The organism is Pollutimonas harenae, assembly GCF_004153685.1.
Lineage (GTDB): Bacteria > Pseudomonadota > Gammaproteobacteria > Burkholderiales > Burkholderiaceae_B > Pusillimonas_C > Pusillimonas_C harenae.
Genome location: NZ_SDQD01000002.1, coordinates 246,045 through 265,430, shown reverse-complemented (window position 1 = coordinate 265,430; position 19,386 = coordinate 246,045). Strand labels below are relative to the sequence as shown.

The window sequence follows — 19,386 nt, the reverse complement described above, 5'->3', positions numbered from 1 at the left end:
CTGGCCCGCACTAAATAAATCGCTCAGGCTTCCTTACCTGGGCGATTCTTTTTTGCCGGTAGCTGATTGCCGCCAGGCCATCGCGCCCTCGCCGGCAATCAACAGCACAGCAACCCAGATCGGCACATAGGTAAACCAGGCCTGGTACGACACCACCTCGTGCAAAAACAGAAAAGCCACCCAGAACAGCAATACAGGCTCTACATAGCCCAATATGCCGAAGAGCCCCAGCGGCAGCATACGACTGGCCGAAATATAGGCCACCAGCGCCGCCGAGCTGATCACGCCCAGCAACGGCACTTGTCCAAACAGCCGTGGAAACCGGGAAAACTGCTCCAGCACACTCAGGTCCTGGCTAAATAGAATGAACAAGGCGCCTGGCGTCATGAACAGCATGTCGAACCACAAGGCGCTGAGCGACCCCATGCGCAACCGTCTGCGCAACATGAAGTACGGCGGATAGCCGAACATGACCAAGGCAGTCGCCCACGAAAATGAACCGGACCGCCATAACTCATGGGTCACGCCCAACGCCGCGACCAGAACAGCCACCGTTTGCACTTTGCTCAGGCGCTCGCCATAGAACAGCCGCCCCAGCAACACCATGACCATGGGCAGCAAAAAATAGCCCATGGAGACATCCAGCCCCTTCTGATTGAGAGGCGCCCAGGCGAACAACCATAGCTGCATGCCAATCAGGGTTGCACTCAACAACAGCAATAACCACAAGACGGGTTCCTGACGCAAACGTCCATACACGGCTGATATCTCGTCCCAGCTCCGGGCTCGGTGAATGACCAGGGCAAGTACCGGCAGGCACAGCAATACCCGCCAGGCAAAAACTTCTGTTCCTTTCAAAGGAGGCAAGACTGTTGTGTAGTAATAAAGCGTGGCGAACAGGAAAGATGACAAAACCGACAGTGCGACGCCTTGCCTCATGGATTGCATGGACACACCTTATTGAGCCGGAACAGGCGTTCCCGCTTCAGAATGACACTTACGGCTTCTACTGGCCTGCCGGGCGCCTGTGCGTAGGCGGGCAAGGCCTCAAGCAATTCCAGCATGCATTGTGGATAGGCTTCCCAGCAACGCAGGAGCAACTGGTCAGGATCGAGTAAGGTCAAATCCAGCCCATGGAGCTCAGACCGATTGAAATCCCTGATATTGCGTGTGACGATGCCCACGCTGGCTTGCGGCCGTGCCGCCTGCATGGACCTGGCTGCCGCAATCACATGCCAGTCTTTGGGATCACTGCGTTGCAACCCCTTCTTGTAGTCTTCGATCTCGCCACAGTCGGCTGCAGGAAAACCCTGCTGCAACGACCGCCATTGGGCATCGACCTCATCCTGAGACACCGACCATAAACGCGCCGCGTTACGACGCCACTCATCACCAATGATCCGGCTCCAGGCGGGCTCGAAGCATCCTTGCCTAGCCAGTTGCAAAAGCCCCCGACGCAATACATTGGAAATCAGTACACAGGTATCCAGAACCAGTACCTGCGGAATACGAGAGTTCAATATTTCTGCAGCTCCATCAGTACCTTGCGCGTGAGCAAGGGCCGGTTCAACAGCTCATTGAGTCGTGCACGCAAAGACTGACGCAAGGCCGGCTCAATCTGTGGGTCATCAAAATCCGGTGTGTCGTCTTCGACGCCGTAGCCGGTTTCATTCAGCAAAATCCATTCGAAGCGGCGCAGCGCACTGGCGGCGGACTGCTGCAAGGCAAGTTGTTGCAGGGCCATGTCGTAGGCCTCGTACAGCACAGGATGCGGATCCTCACGAGGTAACAGGCGCAGCAGCAACTCGTTCATATACCAGGCCGACATATAAGCCTGGCCGCTCAACTTGCGTATGCCCATGCACTCGGCCCGGGTCAGGGTCTTGACTTCATTGGCCCCGCTCCAGGACAGTGCGAGTGGTTGAAAGGCAGACAGCACAGGGCGCAGCACCGAATAAGGGCGCTTGGCCCCTTTGGCAACCAGGGCGACTACGCCATGATTCCGGGTAAACGCCTGTATGATCAGCGAGGTTTCCCGCCAGGGGGCTGAATGCAGCAAATAGCCCGCCGCGTCTTGAACACGCAGGCTCCGTTTACTCATATCCCAATTCGCGCAGCGTACTCTCGCGATCAGACCAGCCCTTGCGCACTTTGATGTACACATCCAGGAAAACTGGCTTGTCGAGCAGCTTGACCATGTCTTGCCGCGCTTCGGTCGCAATACGCTTCATGTGCGCGCCGCCCGTGCCCAGCAAAATGGGGCGATGGGTTTCACGCTCGACCAGTATGCAGGCAGCCACCCGTACACCCGCCTCGTTCTCATCCCACTGCTCGATGACAACGGTGCACCCATAAGGCAATTCGTCGCCAACCAGACGGAATACTTTCTCGCGTATGAGTTCGGCCACAATAAAACGCATGGGACGATCGGTCAGGGTGTCGGCCTCGAACATAGGCTCGCCTTCAGGCAGGCGTGCAGCTATTTCCTGCAGCAGATTTTCAAGCTGTACGCCGCGCAAAGCGCTGACGGGCACCACCGCCGAATAGGAATGCTGCGCCATGATTTTGCTGACGTAGGCGAACATGTCGTTCTTGCTCTTGAGCGCGTCAACTTTATTGACGGCCAATATGGTATGACCCGACTGCGGCAGCAAAGGCAGCAACTGGGCGTCGCCGGCCGACCACTTACCCGCTTCGACCACGTGTACCGTCACATCGACATCGGCCAGTGCCTGGGTCACGACACGGTTCATCATGCGATTCATGGTGCCGCCGTGACGCGTCTGGAATCCTGGCGTATCGACGAAAACGAACTGCTCGTGGTCGCGCGTCAGCACGCCATGTATGCGATGACGGGTGGTTTGAGCCTTGCGAGAAACAATCGATATTTTGCTGCCGATCAGGGCATTGGTCAGGGTCGACTTGCCAACATTCGGGCGTCCAACCACTGCCACAAAGCCACAACGAAAAGGAGTCGTCATTTTTTCTCCTGGGAAACAGCAACCGGCAGGGAAAGCTGGGTTGATTTGCGGGCGCGGGCTTTACGCTGCCCCTTGGCTTGCGGTATGGCGTTGATGGCGGTAATAGCCAGCTCGGCGGCGGACTGCTCGGCCGCACGACGGCTGGCGCCTCCGGCCGATACTTTGATATCAAGCGCAGGTATCTGACATTCAACCTCAAACAGCTGATTATGCGCCGCGCCATGCGTGGCGACAACGGCATAGACGGGAAGATCAAGCTTGCGCCCCTGCAGTAACTCTTGCAAGAGTGTCTTGGGATCTTTGCCCAGGGTCTTGGCATCTACATGATCAAGGATGGTTTCGTACTGGCGCTGAATTACCTGTTGCGCCGCATCGAAGCCCCCATCGAGATAGACTGCGCCAAACAGCGCTTCGAGCGCATCAGCCAGAATCGATGGCCGCCGGAAACCACCGCTTTTCAACTCGCCTTCGCCCAGCCGCAAATATTGGGACAGATTCAATCGGCTTGCAATATCGGCCAGCGCCGCCTGCTTCACCAGATTGGCGCGCAGACGTGACAGATCACCTTCGTCTATTTTGGGAAAGCGCACAAACAGCAGAGACGCCACCACGAAATTCAGTACCGAATCGCCCAGAAACTCGAGTCGCTCGTTATGGGGCCCACTGTGGCTGCGATGAGTAAGCGCCTGTTCCAGCAAATTGGCATCACTGAACTGATAGCCCAGCGCTGCCTGCAAGGTATTCTGGCTGGCCATTAATCAAAACTACCTATGCGGCTGGGCTCACTGAAGTTCATCCAGATAAAAAACGCCCGGCCAACAATGTATTCGTCGGGCACAAAGCCCCAATAGCGGCTATCCAGGCTATTGTCGCGATTATCTCCCATCATGAAGTAATGACCGGGCGGCACCGTGCACCGCACGCCATTGCCCAGGTACTCGCAATTTTCGCGATACGGGTAGTTGGTGATTGCCATATAGTCTTGCGAAGCTTGCTTGTTCAGCAAAATATTGTGCTGCACATCGCCCAGTTGCTCGGTATAACGTCCAACGTAAGCGGAGCGGTCGGGCTCGAAGAAGTCGCCGGCACGAGTATGTGCAACCTCTTTTCCGTTGATGGTCAGCACCTTGTTCCGATACTGAATCACATCGCCAGGCAGCCCCACGACCCGCTTGATGTAGTCTACATCGGTATCGACCGGATAGCGGAACACCATGACATCACCGCGACTAGGTTTGCCCAGCTCGATCACTTTCTTGTCAATGACCGGCAAGCGAATGCCATACTGGAACTTGTTGACCAGGATGAGATCGCCATTTTGCAAAGTGGGAAGCATGGAGCCTGAAGGAATCCGGAAAGGTTCGACGACAAAAGAGCGCAAGGCGAACACAAACAGAATAACGGGGAAAAAACTGACGCAGTACTCGATCCACCATGGCGCGCGATTGGCATTATCGTAGGCTTCCTGGCGCACGCGGGCTGCTTCCGCCTGCCCCAGTCCGGCTACCGCCGGACCGGTGGCTGCCATGGCTGCTACGCCGTTGGCTCGTCGGCGTGCCCGCCAATAAAAAAAGTCCAGACACCAGACAATACCGGTTATGACCAACAGAACAAACAAAATCAGGGCGAAATCCCAACTCATGCCAGATGTACCTTGTTATTTTTCATATTACTTGTCTTCAACCTGCAAAATAGCCAAAAAGGCCTCTTGGGGGATTTCAACGTTACCCACCTGCTTCATGCGCTTCTTGCCTGCCTTCTGCTTTTCAAGCAGTTTTTTCTTGCGGGAAATGTCACCACCATAGCACTTGGCCAGTACGTTCTTGCGCAAGGCCTTGACGTTTTCACGGGCAACGACCTCGGCACCGATAGCCGCCTGTATGGCGATATCGAACATTTGCCGCGGAATCAGGCTACGCATTTTGGAGACCACTTCACGGCCGCGATAGCGGGCGTTGGATCGGTGAACGATCATGGACAAGGCGTCGACACGGTCGCCGTTGATCAGCAGGTCAACCCGCACGACATCGGCTGACCGATACTCTTTGAACTCATAGTCCATCGAAGCATAGCCTCGGGATACCGACTTGAGTTTGTCGAAAAAATCGAGCACGATTTCAGCAAGAGGCATTTCATAGGACAAATGCACTTGTCGACCGTGGTAGGTCATGTTCAGCTGTATACCGCGTTTGGCCATGCACAGCGACATGACCGGCCCGACATATTCTTGCGGCATAAACAGGGTGACCGTGACGATAGGCTCGCGGATCTCGGTGATATTGCCGACTTCCGGCATGCGCGAGGGGCTTTCTATCATGGCCACCGTGCCATCGCGCTGCTCTACCTCGTACACCACGGAAGGCGCCGTGGTGATGATGTCCATGTCGAACTCGCGTTCCAGGCGCTCCTGCACGATTTCCATGTGCAGCAAACCCAGGAAGCCACAGCGGAAACCAAAACCCAGCGCCTGCGAAACTTCGGGCTCGAACATCAGGGACGAATCGTTAAGCTTCAGCTTTTCCAACGAGTCGCGCAACTGGTCATATTCGCTGCTTTCCACTGGATACAAACCGGCAAAAACCTGCGGCTTGACCTCTTTGAACCCAGGCAAAGCTGTTGTTGCCGGCTTGCCTGCCAGGGTGATGGTATCGCCCACCTTGGCATGCTCAAGCTCTTTGATGCCGGCAATCACAAAACCGACTTCGCCGGCCGATAACTGCTGACGTGGGACGGACTTGGGTGTGAAAACACCAATATGCTCGCACAAATGACTGGCGCCAGCGGCCATGAGCAGAATCTTGTCCTTGGGCCTGAGCACACCGTTGACAATGCGCACCAGCATCACCACGCCAACGTAGTTGTCAAACCACGAGTCTATGATCAACGCTTGCAAAGGCTGGCTGGGATCGCCTACGGGTGCAGGCACCTTTGCCACAATGGTTTCCAGGATCTCGTCTATGCCGAGACCGGTTTTGGCACTGCACAACACCGCTTCCGACGCATCTATGCCTATAACATCTTCGATCTCTTGCCTGGCATTTTCGGGCTCAGCCGAGGGCAAATCCATTTTATTCAGGACGGGTATGACCTCGACCCCCAGCTCGATGGCGGTATAGCAATTGGCGACGGTCTGAGCCTCGACACCTTGCGAAGCGTCCACCACCAACAGAGCCCCCTCGCAAGCCGACAATGAGCGGCTGACTTCATAGGAAAAGTCTACGTGTCCGGGAGTATCGATAAGGTTGAGCGCATAGGTCTTGCCGTCTTGCGCCTTGTAGCTGAGCGCTGCGGTCTGGGCCTTGATAGTAATACCCCGCTCGCGCTCGATATCCATGGAGTCAAGCACCTGGGTCGACATCTCGCGGTCGGCCAGGCCGCCACAACGATGGATCAAGCGATCGGCAAGTGTGGATTTACCGTGGTCGATATGGGCAATGATGGAAAAGTTGCGGATGTGATCCATAAACCAGCAAAAAGAAGCTCGGCACAGCCAGAGCAATATTTAGAAAATGAAAAAGCAAAAAAGAGCGCCGGGAGCGGTCTGAACATTGCCCACTTGTGGCGGCCTGTTCAAACCCTGCTACCCGGCGCTCCTTCCGGCTCTGCGCCATTTTAGCCGTTTCTACAGATTATTTTCGGGGAGTCACGGTAACCCACTGTGATTGCTCGCCTCGCACCACCAACAATGCGGCAGCACGTGATTTATCGAGATCAGAAACGACCTTGGCATACTGGTTGGGACTGGTGATATCGATATCGTTGATGGTCACGATGACGTCCCCCTCGGTCAGGCCAGCGGCAGCTGCTGGCTCTTCAACCTCGGCAATCTGCACTCCACCCTTGAACCCGAGCTTTTCGTGCGCATCTTCATCGACTTTGGTGACCTTCAAACCCAGGGCATCAACCGGTGAAACCTGCGGTGCTTCGGCTTTTTCGGCTGGCGCGCTTTCCTCGGCCCCTGGCATCTCACCAACCTTGACACGCAGCTTGACTGCCTTGCCCTTGCGCCATACTTCCATATCGACGCGGCTGTCGGGCTTGGTGGCACCTACTATACGCGGCAAGTCGGTCATGTGCTTGATATCCTTGCCATCGAACGTGATGATGACATCGCCTGACCGGATGCCAGCCTTGTCGGCCGGACCGTCTTTCTCGACATTGCTGACCATGGCACCCTTGGAGTCATCCAGCCCTATGGCCTTGGCTACGTCGTCGGATACCGTACTGATCTGTACACCGATCCGGCCACGAGTAACCTTGCCATGCTCTTTGAGCTGTTCGACCACACGCATGGCCTCATCGATAGGAATGGCCAGCGAAATACCCATAAAGCCTCCGCTTTGCGAAATGATCTGTGAGTTCACTCCGATCACTTGCCCAGCCAGGTTGATCAATGGGCCACCCGAGTTGCCTGGGTTGACTGCTACGTCGGTCTGGATGAAAGGCAGGTAGTCTCCGGTCTCGCGATTGATGGCACTGATGATACCCGATGTCGCAGTGGAATCCAGACCAAATGGCGAGCCGATGGCCAACACCCACTGGCCCTTCTTGAGCTTGTTGGAATCACCGATAGGCAACGGCGTCAGGTCTTTGGCATCTATTTTGATCAGGGCGATATCGGTGCGTTGATCAGTACCAATAATTTCGGCCTTGTATTCTTTACCGGAGGTCAGGGTAACAAAGATGCCGTTGGACTTGGCAACCACATGGTTGTTGGTCAGGATATAGCCATCGTCCGAAATGATGAAGCCAGAACCGACACCGCGCGGCACAGTACGCTCTTGCTGTTGGCCAGAGTCTGGGGCGCTGCGTCCGCGCGGGCCCGGCATGCCGGGCGGCATGAAGTCAGGGCCAAAGAACCAGCGAAACATTTCATATGGATCGTTGCTGTTAGGTCCGGACCGGCCAGTGCGCACCGGCACTGCTTCAGTTGTACGGATATTGACCACCGAATTTTCAGTTTCGGCGACAACTTGAGTGAAGTCAGGTACCGATAAAGTAGGTACGGGGGTCGCTTGCTCGCTACTGGCCGCACCCACGGCTGAACACGCGACCAACAGGCTTGCCGAAGCTGCAGCCAGGATTTTTTTAAACTTATTCTGTCCTAGATAAGTAGAAAACATCATGAAACTCCTAGGTTGTTGTTTATTATTCGTTAAAACTATTAATGATCGGAGCGCGGCACATACTCAGTGCTTTGAGCAATGCTGCGCAAGGTACCAGCGGGCACCTCACCCAATGCGGTCAGCCTGTAATCGCCTATACGGGCCTGAAAAATATTCATGGCGCCGGCTCTTGCCATGCCGCCTGCAGACGGCTCAGGGCGATTCGGGTCGTAAGGCTCGATAAAGACCGAGATAGCAGCCAGGCCATCGGTGACGACCAACTGACTGACTTTACGACCCCGCTTCATAGGTCTGGATACTTGGGTAACAGACTGGAAACCCGGAGGAAAAGGAATACGCCATCCATCGGCTGCCAAATCAACTGGTTCCATGGCGGTTTCCACCACTTTCCAATTTTTGGTATTCCATTCAGAAACCAACTGTTCCGGTCGGACCTTGTCACCTAGTTGCAGGCTGTTAAAGGAAATCTGATCAATCAGACCATGCTCCGCACTAATCGTTTGTACCTTGAGGAGCAAATTAGTTTCATTATCGGCGCACAAACGGTAGCCATAACGATGCGCGTCGTTGGGCAGAAGCTCGATCATGGAGCATTCCCGGCTGGCAATGCGATGCGGCACAGGCAGGACATTGACTTGATAATGCTCGGAAATATTCGCACCAGACCCGAGTATCAGGGCAGGAAAACGATCACCACGCCGGCGCTCTACCAAGACCTGTTTTTTTTCAGGGACCAGGCATTGTGTGACTTCGTTATGGCGCAGAAACTCGCGCGGAGCACCGTCGAGCAGTTCCAGGCGTTCGCGCTCACCTGTGCCATCGACTATATGCACGACGCGCGAAGACACCATGGCCGTGCCTTGCTGGTAGGTATAGACACCTGAGTAATCCAGCGTGCGGGCCGCATCCTGGATTTTTTGAAGTATCTGAAGCGGTTGTGCATTCGATGGTGGCGGTTCGGCCGCCCATACAGGCAGCGCCAACATACAGACTGCCACCAACAGCAATCGCCTGGAGGTATGCCTATGCATTGCAAGCATTAGCGGGGCACCTCGAAAGAGGCCTGGCGCACAGCGTTGACACCGGCGATCTCTCGGTGCGCATCCAGATAATCGTGCAAGGCGCCGGCATCGTCTCCGGCACTAGCCACAACTTGTACTGTTCCTTGCTGTTCGACACCACTGCCGTACATATAGGGATAGGCAACCCAAACCACCGACGCCACTGCGGCTGCCACCGCCAGGCCCGACAAGCCTAAGCGTACCGGCTTGTGCCGGCGCAACGTACGTGGCGCCACAATATGCGGCTCAGCGTCGATAGCTTTTGCAATTCGTGCATAGAAGAAGTCGCTGGGCTTGATGGCCAGATCCGAGTTACGCAGCACATCACCGATCAGATGGTAGTTATCCCAAACCTGGCGTCCGTAGGGCGTATCGAGCTCTTCGGGGCGCATTTCACCTTCGCCATCTATCCAGGTGGACACGGACGCTTCCCAGGAAGGAAGATCATCGGGGTCGGCGGCTTGTTGAACGACTTGCATGCTTGGCTCCTTACCAACGACGCTCGGAATCACTACCCAGTACAGGCCGCAGCTGTGCAGCTATGGCTTCCCGCGCACGGAAAATCCGCGAACGCACAGTCCCGATGGGACAGGCCATACTTTGGGCGATATCTTCGTAGCTCATACCTTCAATTTCACGTAAGACAATGGCCGTGCGCAGATCGTCGGGCAGCGCATTAATGGCTGCGTTGACGGTTTCAGCGATCTCACGGCTTGTTGCCATTGATTCCGGAGTGTTATTGTCAGTTAGGTTATCAATTTGGCTAAAAGTTTCACCATCTTCGGTTTCTATTACATTTAGCGTATTGGGACGGCGTCCGCTGGCTACCTGCCAATTGCGGGCGGTATTGATGGCAATGCGGTACAGCCAGGTATAAAAGGCGCTGTCTCCACGAAACTGAGGAATGGCACGATAAGCCTTGATAAACGCCTCTTGTGCGACATCTTCGATTTCGGCGGGGTCACGTATCATGCGTGAAAGCAGCCGCATGATCTTGCGCTGATATTTCAGCACCAGCAGATCGAACGCCCGCTTATCGCCTCTCTGAACGCGCGCTACCAGTTCCGCGTCGACATCACGCTCGCTCATACCCGTTCCTTGTATGTTGGTCGCGGCGACAAAGCCAGTTGCCGTGCCACGCAAATACGTAATTCACGCCAGGCACTGTCAGTCAGGCCATGCTTGCTAATGGTGAGTTCCAGCGCATCGGCGCCGACCATATCCTGCGTATGAAAGCGCAGTGTCATCCAGGCAAAGGCGGGCCAGGCATGAGCCAGGCGCAAACGTTGCATACCCTCGGCATCAGCCAATGTCCACAAGCCTGACCGCTCTTGCAAGGACAAGCGTTTTTGCCGTGCAGGGCCTAGCCGCCAAAACACGCCAGGCAGCCCTGCCCCGCGCTGGCGGCAGACTGGCCATTGCCTGACGGGAGACACTGGGCTCCCCAGGTCAGACCCTGCGAACAATCATGGAGCCGTTTGTGCCACCAAAGCCGAACGAATTCGACAACGCGACATTGATCTTGAGGTCACGGGCTTCGTTGGCGCAGTAGTCCAGATCGCACTCGGGGTCTTGGTTGAAGATGTTGATGGTGGGCGGCGAAATCTGGTTATAGACCGCCAATGTAGTGAAGACGGCCTCGATGCCACCCGCTGCGCCGAGCAAGTGACCGGTCATGGACTTGGTTGAGTTCACGACCAGCTTTTTGGCGTGATCACCGAATGCGAGCTTGAGTGCTTCGCTTTCGTTCTTGTCGCCCAGAGGTGTTGAAGTTCCGTGCGCATTGACGTAATTGACTTCTTCCGGATTGACGCCGCCATTGCGCAAGGCGTTCACGACTCCGCGCCGTGGGCCGTCACGATCAGGCGAAGTGATGTGATGCGCATCGGAGCTCATGCCATAACCGCTAAATTCGCCATAAATACGTGCGCCGCGTTTACGGGCATGCTCGTACTCTTCGAGCACCAGGGCGCCAGCGCCCTCGCCCAACACGAAACCGTCGCGGTCACGATCCCAGGGTCGCGAAGCCGTCGTAGGATCATCGTTGCGGGTAGACAAGGCGCGCATCGCAGCAAACCCACCTATGCCGAGCGGCGATACGGTGGATTCGGCCCCTCCGGCGACCATGACATCGGCATCACCGTATTCAATCAGCCGTGCCGCATCGCCAATGGAATGCAGCCCGGTCGTGCAAGCGGATACAACCGCATAGCTGGGTCCTTTCAGGCCCAGCATAATGGAGAGCTGTCCGGAAATAAGATTGATCAGTGATGCCGGCACAAAGAAGGGAGAGATGCGGCGTGGGCCGCGCTCAAGGTATTCAATCTGGGTTTCTTCGATACGGGGCAAGCCTCCGATACCGGAACCGATAATCGTACCCATGCGATCGGCATTTTCTTCCGTCAGGACCAGGCCGCTATCGCGCCATGCCTGCGCCCCTGCCGCCACACCATAATGGATGAAAGTATCCATTTGCTTGGCTTCTTTGGACGACATGTACTGAGTAACGTCAAAATCCTTGACCTCACCCGCAATCTGGGCATTAAACCCTGATGGATCGAAGCGTGTAATACGCCCAATGCCAGAGCGCCCATTGACGATATTGTCCCATGCGCTGTCAATATCGTTGCCGACCGGCGAAACTATGCCCAGACCAGTGATGACGACACGTCGTTTCACGGATGACTCCTAAGTAAAAAAGCGATTCGAAGCAAACAGGCACACCGTTATTTCAAATCTGGAGGAGATTTGAAATAACGATAGTTCCACACTTCAGGGACCCTCTGATCAAGCCTGCCGAGTCTGATGCGCCCAGGGGGATGCAGCAGCCGGGCGGACTTGAACAGAGGGTCCCGAAAAACCGCCTTGAGGTGACGCGACCACTCACACGCCGCGCACCCGAAAAGTTGATATTACTGCTTGCTGTGCGACGAAATATAGTCAACAGCTTGCTGAACCGTCGTGATCTTCTCAGCTTCCTCGTCGGGAATTTCGGTTTCGAATTCGTCTTCGAGTGCCATCACGAGCTCGACCATATCGAGCGAATCGGCACCGAGGTCGTCAAGGAATGAAGATTCGTTTTTGATCTCGGCTTCGTTGACGCCAAGTTGTTCAGCGACGATCTTCTTGACGCGCTGTTCGATGCTTTCCATGCAGATCTCCAAGTGGGAAAAATTCCCGCGAATTATAGCCAAACGAAAATATTATTGGTGTTGGCCGTGACTAAAAAAACGGCATTACCAGATACGAGCCTATGCATATTGTTGCAAGCCTATATTGGAATACCTCTGGGATGAACAGATTTTACCCTACCAGAGGGCACCTGTTCGGTTATTACATATACATTCCGCCATTCACGTGCAGTGTCGTACCGGTAATATAAGCAGCCTGCGGGCCTGCCAGAAAGGCGACGGCATGAGCAATATCGCTGGCGGCACCCAGGCGGCCCAGCGGAATCTGAGCCAAAATGGCCGATGCCTGGTTCTCGTTCAGGGCACGCGTCATGTCGGTTTCGATAAAGCCCGGGGCAACGCAATTAACAGTGATATTACGGCTGCCCAGCTCTCTGGCCAATGCCCGGGCCATGCCGGCCACACCCGCCTTGGCAGCCGCGTAGTTGGCCTGCCCGGGGTTGCCGCTGGATCCGATCACCGACGTAATATTGATGATGCGACCCCAGCGGGCTTTCATCATGCTCTTGGTTACCGCACGCGACAAGCGGAATACGGCCGACAGATTGGTGTCTATGACCGCTTGCCAGTCGTCATCTTTCATGCGCATGGCAAGGTTATCGCGGGTAATACCAGCGTTATTCACCAGAATATGCGGCCCGCCATCTTGCTTGGCCAACTCTGCCACCAGGCTTTCACACGCCGCTGCGTCGTCTACATTCAGCACAACGCCACGTCCGCCTGTAACAGCCAGCATTTCACTGATGGACTGCGCTCCGGCCTCGGAGGTTGCAGTACCCACCACCGTGGCGCCGCGAGCGGCCAATTCAAGCGCGATCGCCTTGCCTATGCCACGGGTGGCGCCGGTTACCAGGGCAAGCTTGCCCTCGAGTTGTTTGTCTTGCATGGCTATCATCCCTGTAAAGTTTCCAGCGCTGCCTGCAGCGACGCCGGATCGGCGATCGACAAACCGATCAAATCACGGTCTATGCGCTTGGTCAGGCCAGTCAGCACCTTGCCCGGACCACACTCCACGATGTGTGTAATACCTTGCGCCTTCATGGCCTGCAAGGTTTCAACCCAGCGCACGGGATGCCAGGCCTGACGCACCAAGGCATCTTTGATGGCAGCGGGTCCAGATGGGCTGGCTACATCGACATTATTGATCAAAGGATATTTCGGCGAGGCCATATTGATGCTGGCCAGCGATTGCTCCAGTACGTGGGCGGCGGGCTCGAGCAAACTGGAATGGAACGGCGCGGACACCGGCAGCATGAGCGCACGCTTGGCGCCTTCAGACTTGGCCAGCTCGCAGGCACGCTCTACAGCGCCCTTATGACCGGCAATCACTACCTGCGCCGGCGCATTGAAATTGACTGCCTCAACGACTTCGCCTTGAGCGGCACGCTCACACACAGCCTGCACCACGTCGTCATCCAGACCCAATACGGCGGCCATGCCACCCGTACCCACTGGCACCGCAGCCTGCATGGCATCGGCGCGAACGCGCACCACACGCACAGCGTCTTCCAGGCTCAGGGCACCTGCGGCAGCCAGGGCTGAATACTCGCCCAGACTATGACCGGCCACCAGCACAGGCTCTTGGCCGCCGGCATCGACCCAGGCCTGGTACATGGCCACGGCAGCCGTCAGCATGACCGGCTGGGTGTTGGTTGTAAGGTTGAGGTCTTCGGCAGGGCCGGAGGCAATGAGCGCGCCCAGATCCTGACCCAGCGCTTCAGAAGCCTGACCCACCACACGCTGAACGGCAGCGTTGCCAGCCCAGGCGTCAAGCATGCCCACAGACTGTGATCCTTGTCCGGGGAAAACAAAAGCAATTTTCATAACATGCAGACAAAAAATTGAAAGAAACTTCGGCCGCGACGACGGCGAGCCGACCCATTCGTGTTTGTACCTATATTTTGACCAGCACGGAACCCCAGGTGAAGCCACCACCAACACCTTGCATCAGAACGGTATCACCCGTTTTGATCCGCCCATCACGGCGGGCTGCATCATAAGCCAGCGGGACACTGGCGGCAGAGGTATTGGCATGGCTATCGACCGTAATCACGACCTTATCGTCGGCAATATTGAGCCGTCGACCCAGGAAATTGATAATGCGCACGTTGGCCTGATGCGGCACAAGCCAGTCGATATCCTCAAACCGGACACCCGCCTGCTCGCAAACATCGAGCGCTGATTTGGTCAGCGACGTCACGGCCAGTTTGAAGACGGCCTGACCATCCATGCGCAGGAAGGGATCACCCACCACCTTGCCATGCGCCACATTACCTGCAGCACATAGTATTTTCATTTGACTGCCATCGGCATTCAATTGGGCGGCCAAAATACCAGGCTCTTCGGAGGCCTGCAGCACGACCGCACCGGCACCGTCGCCAAACAACACGCAGGTACTGCGGTCGTTCCAGTCGAGAATACTGGAAAACACTTCGGCACCGATGACCAGGGCCGTCTTGGCCCGGCCCGCCTGAATGAAGGCATCGGCGGTAGCCAGGGCATACACAAAGCCACTGCACACGGCCTGCACATCGAACGCAGCGCCACCCTTGGCACCCAGATTGGCCTGAACCAGGCAAGCCGTACTGGGAAAGACAAAATCGGGGGTAGAAGTGGCCACGATAATGAGATCCAGGTCGGCGGCAGCCACACCCGCGTTCTCGAGAGCCGCCTGTGCTGCCTTGGTGGCCAGCTGACTGGTGGTCACGCCGGGGTCGGCGATATGGCGCTGGCGTATGCCTGTACGTTCGACGATCCAGGTATCCGAGGTTTCAATATTACGAGTGGCAAGATCGGCGGCGAGCTCGTCATTGGAGACGACTCGCGTAGGCAAATAAGCACCCGACCCTATTATCTTGGCGTAAGGCATAGTAGCTTCCAGATACCTGACTATGAGGCAGGATCAGACAAATCGTTGGAAAGCTTCGCCGATTGCGCCGCAGCATCCTGCAAGCTCTGGCGAAGATGATCAATGGCGTTGGTGGTGCCATCAAGCAAACCATTATGCACTGCTTCGCGAGCCCGTTGCAGGGCGAAGCCGAAAGCGTATGCGTCAGCCGAACCATGGCTTTTGACAACAATACCCCGCAAGCCCAGCAAGGTGGCACCGTTGTAGCGGCGGTTATCGACCCGATCGCGCAGCCGGTTCAATACCGGCTTGGCCAGAGCACCTGCGGCAAGCGACAGTACGTCACGCTTGAACTCGGCACGCATCATGGTGGCAATCAGCTTGGCCAGGCCTTCTACGGATTTCAGCACGACATTGCCCACGAAACCATCGCAAACAACTACGTCTACCGTACCCTTGAAGATGTCGTCGCCCTCTACATTGCCGTAGAAATTGAGTCCACTGGTACGCAACAACTCGGCCGCCTGCTTGACGACTTCGTTGCCTTTGATGACTTCTTCACCAATATTGAGCAAGCCAACAGAAGGTTGCTGACGCAGGTCGACAGTGGACACCAGGGCCGAACCCATAATGGCGAACTGCAACAAGTGCTCGGCCGAACAATCGACATTGGCCCCAAGGTCGAGGACCGTCGTGGCACCACCCTTCTGGTTGGGAATAGAAGTGGCAATGGCCGGCCGGTCGATGCCGTCCAGTGTTTTGAGCACATAGCGCGAGATCGCCATCCAGGCGCCAGTATTGCCCGCCGAGATACAGGCGTCAGCACGGCCATCCTTGACAGCCTGAACCGCCACACGCATGGAGGAATCTTTCTTGCGCCGCAACGCCACTTCGACGGAGTCATCCATAAGGACGACTTCGGAAGCGGGCAGGATCTCGTACCAATCTTTACCTGGACTGCCGGCATCACGCAGATGAGCCTCGATGGCCATCGCATCGCCCACCAGCAGGAACCGGGTGTCGGGATACTGCTTGACGAATCGACATGCTGCAGGAATGGTGACCGGCAAGCCGAAGTCGCCCCCCATGCAGTCTATGGCAATTCGAATATCGGTTTTCGACATCAAACGCGTAGGTGCCGTGCTATTGCACTAGTGCAAAAACTGACAATTATTCGTCGTTTTTGGTTTTGAGCACTTTACGGCCACGGTAGATACCGTTAGGGCTGATGTGGTGGCGCAGGTGCAGCTCGCCGGTGGTGGGCTCGACTGCCGTGGCGGGCGCCGAAACGAAATCGTGCGAACGATGCATACCGCGTTTAGACGGGCTCTTTTTGTTTTGCTGAACGGCCATGATGACTCCTGAAAACGGGTCGCTATTGTACGCGATGATCCCGCAAGTTAAGTGCGTTAATAATCAAGTTGATACGAAAATTCAATTTTTCTTGAGCTGGCTCAAGACTGCAAAAGGCGACGGCTTGTCCGTATCGACAACCGGTTCGTCTGCAAGCTGCGTCGGTAAGGACGGGCAAACATCATGCTTGGGCACATAAGGCAGGCTAAGGATGATTTCATCTTCAACCAGCCCCGACACATCGAGGCGCGCCGACCCGACTATGCGCTCGATGACTTCATCGGTATCAGCCTGATGATCGTCTTCGAGCTCAAGATCGGCCTCGGATCTGACCAACTGCACACGATTTTCCGTTTCCATCTGAAACGAAAAAGCCTGCATGCAGCGCTGGCACTCAAGTACCGGACAAGCCCGCACTGCAATCCGCAGAAAATACTGTCCGTGCGCGTCTTTTTCGCCCGTTACAGCCCATTCGGCCTGCGCATCGCCCTGCTCCGGCAGCCCATCAAGAAGCCGCGCAAACTGTACTATAGGCGCGGTACCGCGAACCGTATCACCCAAACGGGCTAGTTCGTAGGCATCAATGTATTGCATCCCTACACCTAAAGGCTTCAAGCACAAAGAAAACATTAGATAATAACGTGCTCAGGCATTTACAGTCAAACCAAACCAGGTAAAAACCGCTTATGCGTCTCATCTTAGCCTCAAGTTCACCCTATCGCCGGGAATTACTCACGCGTCTGGGCATCCCCTTTACCTCTGTTGCGCCCAATATAGACGAAAGCCCCCTGCCGGGCGAGGCTCCGGCCGACCTCGCACTCAGACTGTCTGTGGCCAAAGCACAGGCTGTTGGCCTCGACCACTCGGGCGCCCTGCTTATCGGCTCGGACCAGGTCGCCACCATAAACGGCCAGCCTATAGGTAAGCCAGGTAACTTCGAGCGCGCCCAGGCACAGCTTGAACTACTGAGCGGACAAACTGTAGAATTTCATAGCGCCTTATGCGTCAGCGACGGTCACCGCCACGAAGTGGCAGATGTCATCACTCGCTGCAACTTCCGCCAACTGAGCACACAGGAAATCACCGCCTACCTGCTGCGTGAACAGCCTTACGATACTGCTGGCAGCGCAAAAGCCGAAGGACTGGGCATTGCGCTCATGGATAGCATGCAGTCAGACGACCCCACCGCCATCATCGGCTTGCCGCTGATCACGCTATCCCGCATGCTGCGATCATTCGGACTCAACCCTTTGGAGCACTCTTGAAACCCACCGGCACTTTGCATTTGATCCCCGTCTCTCTGGGTGAGTCAGCGCCTGGCAACTGGTTACCGCAAGCCACTCACGAGCTGGCATCACAGCTTTCCACGTACATTGCCGAGAACGCAAAAACAGCAAGAGCATTCCTGAAACTCATAGGCACAACACGGCCACTGCAGGAAATCACCATCCATACACTGACTGATAAAGTCGATGCCCAGCAGATTAAAACCTGGCTCAGTCCCTTGCTTGACTGTGGCGACATCGGACTCGTCTCCGAGGCTGGGTGTCCTGCTGTCGCCGACCCGGGGGCCAAGGTTGTGGCCCAAGCCCACCAGATGGGCTTACGGGTGATTCCCTGGGTAGGTCCATCGTCCATTCTGCTCAGCCTCATGGCCAGCGGACTGGACGGACAACGTTTTGCCTTCCACGGCTATGCCCCGGTCGATGCCAACGAACGGGCCAAACAACTCAAGGCCTGGGAAGCAGCATCACAAAAACAACATCAGACCCAGATTCTGATCGAGACGCCCTACCGCAACGGCGCCATGTTCGACACGCTCAAACAAGCCCTGAAAGGCAACACCCGCTTATGTGTAGCCAGCTCCCTCACCACCCCGGATGAGTGGATACAGACGCACACCACCAGCCACTGGAAAACGCTGCCTGCGCCTGACCTGTCCAAGAAACCCACCATTTTTCTTTATCTGGCGGGTCGATAGTGTCACATCCACGACTTTATTCGGCACCCACGCGGCGCACCGTGCGCCACTTCTTACTGGCCGCCATGATATTGTTGCTGTCGGCCTGCAGCACCTATAGGCCGGGCGAACTGGACATAGATCGCAGCATTCAGGCCAAAAGCCAGAACAGTCGCGTCGAGTTCGTGGTACTGCATTACACCTCGGCCAGTAACGAGGCATCCCTGAGAATTCTCTCAGAGCGCAATGTCAGCAGCCACTACCTGGTCACCAATGAGGCTCACCCTCATGTATATCAACTGGTCGATGAAAGCCGCCGGGCCTGGCATGCCGGCGTAAGCGCATGGTTTGACCGTAGCGACATGAACAGCGGCTCCATAGGCATTGAAATTGTCAATCAGGGGCGCGAGGGTGATCAATGGGAACCCTATAACCCCGTGCAAATACAGGTGGTAGCCACCCTGCTGCAAGACATCATTCGCCGCCACCAAATCAAGCCGCACAATATTGTCGGTCACAGCGACATCGCCCCGCAGCGCAAGATCGATCCGGGTCCACTGTTTCCCTGGAAACAGCTGGCCGACCAAGGCATAGGCCGCTGGTACGATGAAGACAAGGCGAGGCAGTATGAGCAGGAGTTTCTGACGCTGGGGCTGCCCGATATTGCCTGGACACAGGCGCAACTGCGTCGCCTGGGCTATACCGTGCCCCACAGTGGCGAGCTCGATAAAGCCAGCAAAAATGTCATTGCCGCCTTTCAAATGCACTACCGTCCGGCACAATATGACGGCCTGCCCGACGCACAAACCTTGGCGATCATGAAAGCGCTGCGTTAAGCTGGCGGGGCAGCTTCTGGCGCCCAAGGC

At 56.1% G+C, this 19,386-nt stretch carries 23 protein-coding genes; 3 read left to right on the top strand and 20 right to left on the bottom strand.

The window, feature by feature from the left end; all coding sequences use genetic code 11:
* Positions 1–33: 33 nt before the first annotated feature.
* The 20 genes from rarD to ERD84_RS08000 all read right to left on the bottom strand — a co-directional run bounded on the left by rarD (position 34) and on the right by ERD84_RS08000 (position 17,154).
* Complete coding sequence (gene rarD / locus ERD84_RS08095; protein ID WP_209019822.1) at positions 34–948, bottom strand: EamA family transporter RarD; 915 nt, start codon at positions 946–948, stop codon at positions 34–36.
* Entirely contained in the window at positions 936–1,520 is a 585-nt protein-coding gene (locus tag ERD84_RS08090; protein ID WP_130039127.1) for a PIN domain-containing protein, read from the bottom strand. Before ERD84_RS08090 ends, rarD begins: the two co-directional genes overlap by 13 nt.
* On the bottom strand, positions 1,517–2,101 hold the full coding sequence (recO, locus tag ERD84_RS08085) for a DNA repair protein RecO (RefSeq protein ID WP_130039126.1): 585 nt from the start codon (positions 2,099–2,101) through the stop codon (positions 1,517–1,519). The genes ERD84_RS08090 and recO overlap by 4 nt, the downstream gene beginning before the upstream one ends.
* The gene (gene era, locus ERD84_RS08080) at positions 2,094–2,981 is read right to left on the bottom strand and encodes a GTPase Era (protein WP_130039125.1); all 888 of its coding nucleotides are present in this window, start codon (positions 2,979–2,981) and stop codon (positions 2,094–2,096) included. The genes recO and era overlap by 8 nt, the downstream gene beginning before the upstream one ends.
* Complete coding sequence (rnc, locus tag ERD84_RS08075; RefSeq protein WP_130039124.1) at positions 2,978–3,736, bottom strand: ribonuclease III; 759 nt, start codon at positions 3,734–3,736, stop codon at positions 2,978–2,980. Before rnc ends, era begins: the two co-directional genes overlap by 4 nt.
* Complete coding sequence (gene lepB / locus ERD84_RS08070; protein WP_130039123.1) at positions 3,736–4,623, bottom strand: signal peptidase I; 888 nt, start codon at positions 4,621–4,623, stop codon at positions 3,736–3,738. The genes rnc and lepB overlap by 1 nt, the downstream gene beginning before the upstream one ends.
* Before the next feature lie 27 nt (positions 4,624–4,650).
* The gene (gene lepA / locus ERD84_RS08065) at positions 4,651–6,444 is read right to left on the bottom strand and encodes a translation elongation factor 4 (protein WP_130039122.1); all 1,794 of its coding nucleotides are present in this window, start codon (positions 6,442–6,444) and stop codon (positions 4,651–4,653) included.
* Between the two features lie 166 nt (positions 6,445–6,610).
* The gene (locus ERD84_RS08060; protein ID WP_130039993.1) at positions 6,611–8,104 is read right to left on the bottom strand and encodes a Do family serine endopeptidase; all 1,494 of its coding nucleotides are present in this window, start codon (positions 8,102–8,104) and stop codon (positions 6,611–6,613) included.
* 41 nt (positions 8,105–8,145) lie between these two features.
* Positions 8,146–9,147: a MucB/RseB C-terminal domain-containing protein gene (locus tag ERD84_RS08055; protein WP_130039121.1), complete on the bottom strand. Its 1,002-nt coding sequence runs from the start codon at positions 9,145–9,147 to the stop codon at positions 8,146–8,148.
* On the bottom strand, positions 9,147–9,647 hold the full coding sequence (locus tag ERD84_RS08050) for a sigma-E factor negative regulatory protein (protein ID WP_130039120.1): 501 nt from the start codon (positions 9,645–9,647) through the stop codon (positions 9,147–9,149). Before ERD84_RS08050 ends, ERD84_RS08055 begins: the two co-directional genes overlap by 1 nt.
* A 10-nt stretch (positions 9,648–9,657) precedes the next feature.
* Positions 9,658–10,257 (bottom strand): RNA polymerase sigma factor RpoE, encoded by a 600-nt coding sequence (rpoE, locus tag ERD84_RS08045; RefSeq protein WP_013742765.1) that lies wholly within the window; start codon positions 10,255–10,257, stop codon positions 9,658–9,660.
* Entirely contained in the window at positions 10,254–10,604 is a 351-nt protein-coding gene (locus ERD84_RS08040) for a hypothetical protein (RefSeq protein ID WP_130039119.1), read from the bottom strand. Before ERD84_RS08040 ends, rpoE begins: the two co-directional genes overlap by 4 nt.
* Before the next feature lie 13 nt (positions 10,605–10,617).
* A complete protein-coding gene (gene fabF, locus ERD84_RS08035; protein WP_130039118.1) occupies positions 10,618–11,847 on the bottom strand; it encodes a beta-ketoacyl-ACP synthase II in 1,230 nt (409 codons plus the stop codon).
* A 233-nt stretch (positions 11,848–12,080) separates the two neighbouring features.
* A complete protein-coding gene (gene acpP, locus ERD84_RS08030; protein ID WP_013742768.1) occupies positions 12,081–12,320 on the bottom strand; it encodes an acyl carrier protein in 240 nt (79 codons plus the stop codon).
* Positions 12,321–12,501: 181 nt separating this feature from the next.
* Complete coding sequence (fabG, locus tag ERD84_RS08025; RefSeq protein WP_130039117.1) at positions 12,502–13,245, bottom strand: 3-oxoacyl-ACP reductase FabG; 744 nt, start codon at positions 13,243–13,245, stop codon at positions 12,502–12,504.
* 5 nt (positions 13,246–13,250) lie between these two features.
* Positions 13,251–14,183, bottom strand: a complete 933-nt coding sequence (fabD, locus tag ERD84_RS08020; protein ID WP_130039116.1) for an ACP S-malonyltransferase — start codon at positions 14,181–14,183, stop codon at positions 13,251–13,253.
* A gap of 70 nt (positions 14,184–14,253) precedes the next feature.
* Entirely contained in the window at positions 14,254–15,228 is a 975-nt protein-coding gene (locus tag ERD84_RS08015) for a beta-ketoacyl-ACP synthase III (protein ID WP_130039115.1), read from the bottom strand.
* A 20-nt stretch (positions 15,229–15,248) separates the two neighbouring features.
* Complete coding sequence (gene plsX / locus ERD84_RS08010) at positions 15,249–16,331, bottom strand: phosphate acyltransferase PlsX (protein ID WP_130039114.1); 1,083 nt, start codon at positions 16,329–16,331, stop codon at positions 15,249–15,251.
* Between the two features lie 46 nt (positions 16,332–16,377).
* Complete coding sequence (rpmF, locus tag ERD84_RS08005) at positions 16,378–16,560, bottom strand: 50S ribosomal protein L32 (protein WP_130039113.1); 183 nt, start codon at positions 16,558–16,560, stop codon at positions 16,378–16,380.
* An 81-nt stretch (positions 16,561–16,641) separates the two neighbouring features.
* Positions 16,642–17,154 carry a YceD family protein gene (locus ERD84_RS08000; RefSeq protein WP_130039112.1) on the bottom strand — a complete coding sequence of 171 codons (513 nt, stop codon included), beginning with the start codon at positions 17,152–17,154 and terminating at the stop codon, positions 16,642–16,644.
* Positions 17,155–17,246: 92 nt separating this feature from the next.
* Here ERD84_RS08000 and ERD84_RS07995 point away from each other — a divergent pair, with 92 nt between their 5' ends.
* The 3 genes from ERD84_RS07995 (at position 17,247) to ERD84_RS07985 (ending at position 19,356) form a co-directional block, all read left to right on the top strand.
* Positions 17,247–17,825, top strand: a complete 579-nt coding sequence (locus tag ERD84_RS07995; protein WP_130039111.1) for a Maf family nucleotide pyrophosphatase — start codon at positions 17,247–17,249, stop codon at positions 17,823–17,825.
* Positions 17,822–18,541 carry an SAM-dependent methyltransferase gene (locus tag ERD84_RS07990; RefSeq protein ID WP_130039110.1) on the top strand — a complete coding sequence of 240 codons (720 nt, stop codon included), beginning with the start codon at positions 17,822–17,824 and terminating at the stop codon, positions 18,539–18,541. Before ERD84_RS07995 ends, ERD84_RS07990 begins: the two co-directional genes overlap by 4 nt.
* Positions 18,542–18,606: 65 nt before the next feature.
* A complete protein-coding gene (locus ERD84_RS07985) occupies positions 18,607–19,356 on the top strand; it encodes an N-acetylmuramoyl-L-alanine amidase (RefSeq protein ID WP_167667423.1) in 750 nt (249 codons plus the stop codon).
* Positions 19,357–19,386 lie beyond the last annotated feature (30 nt).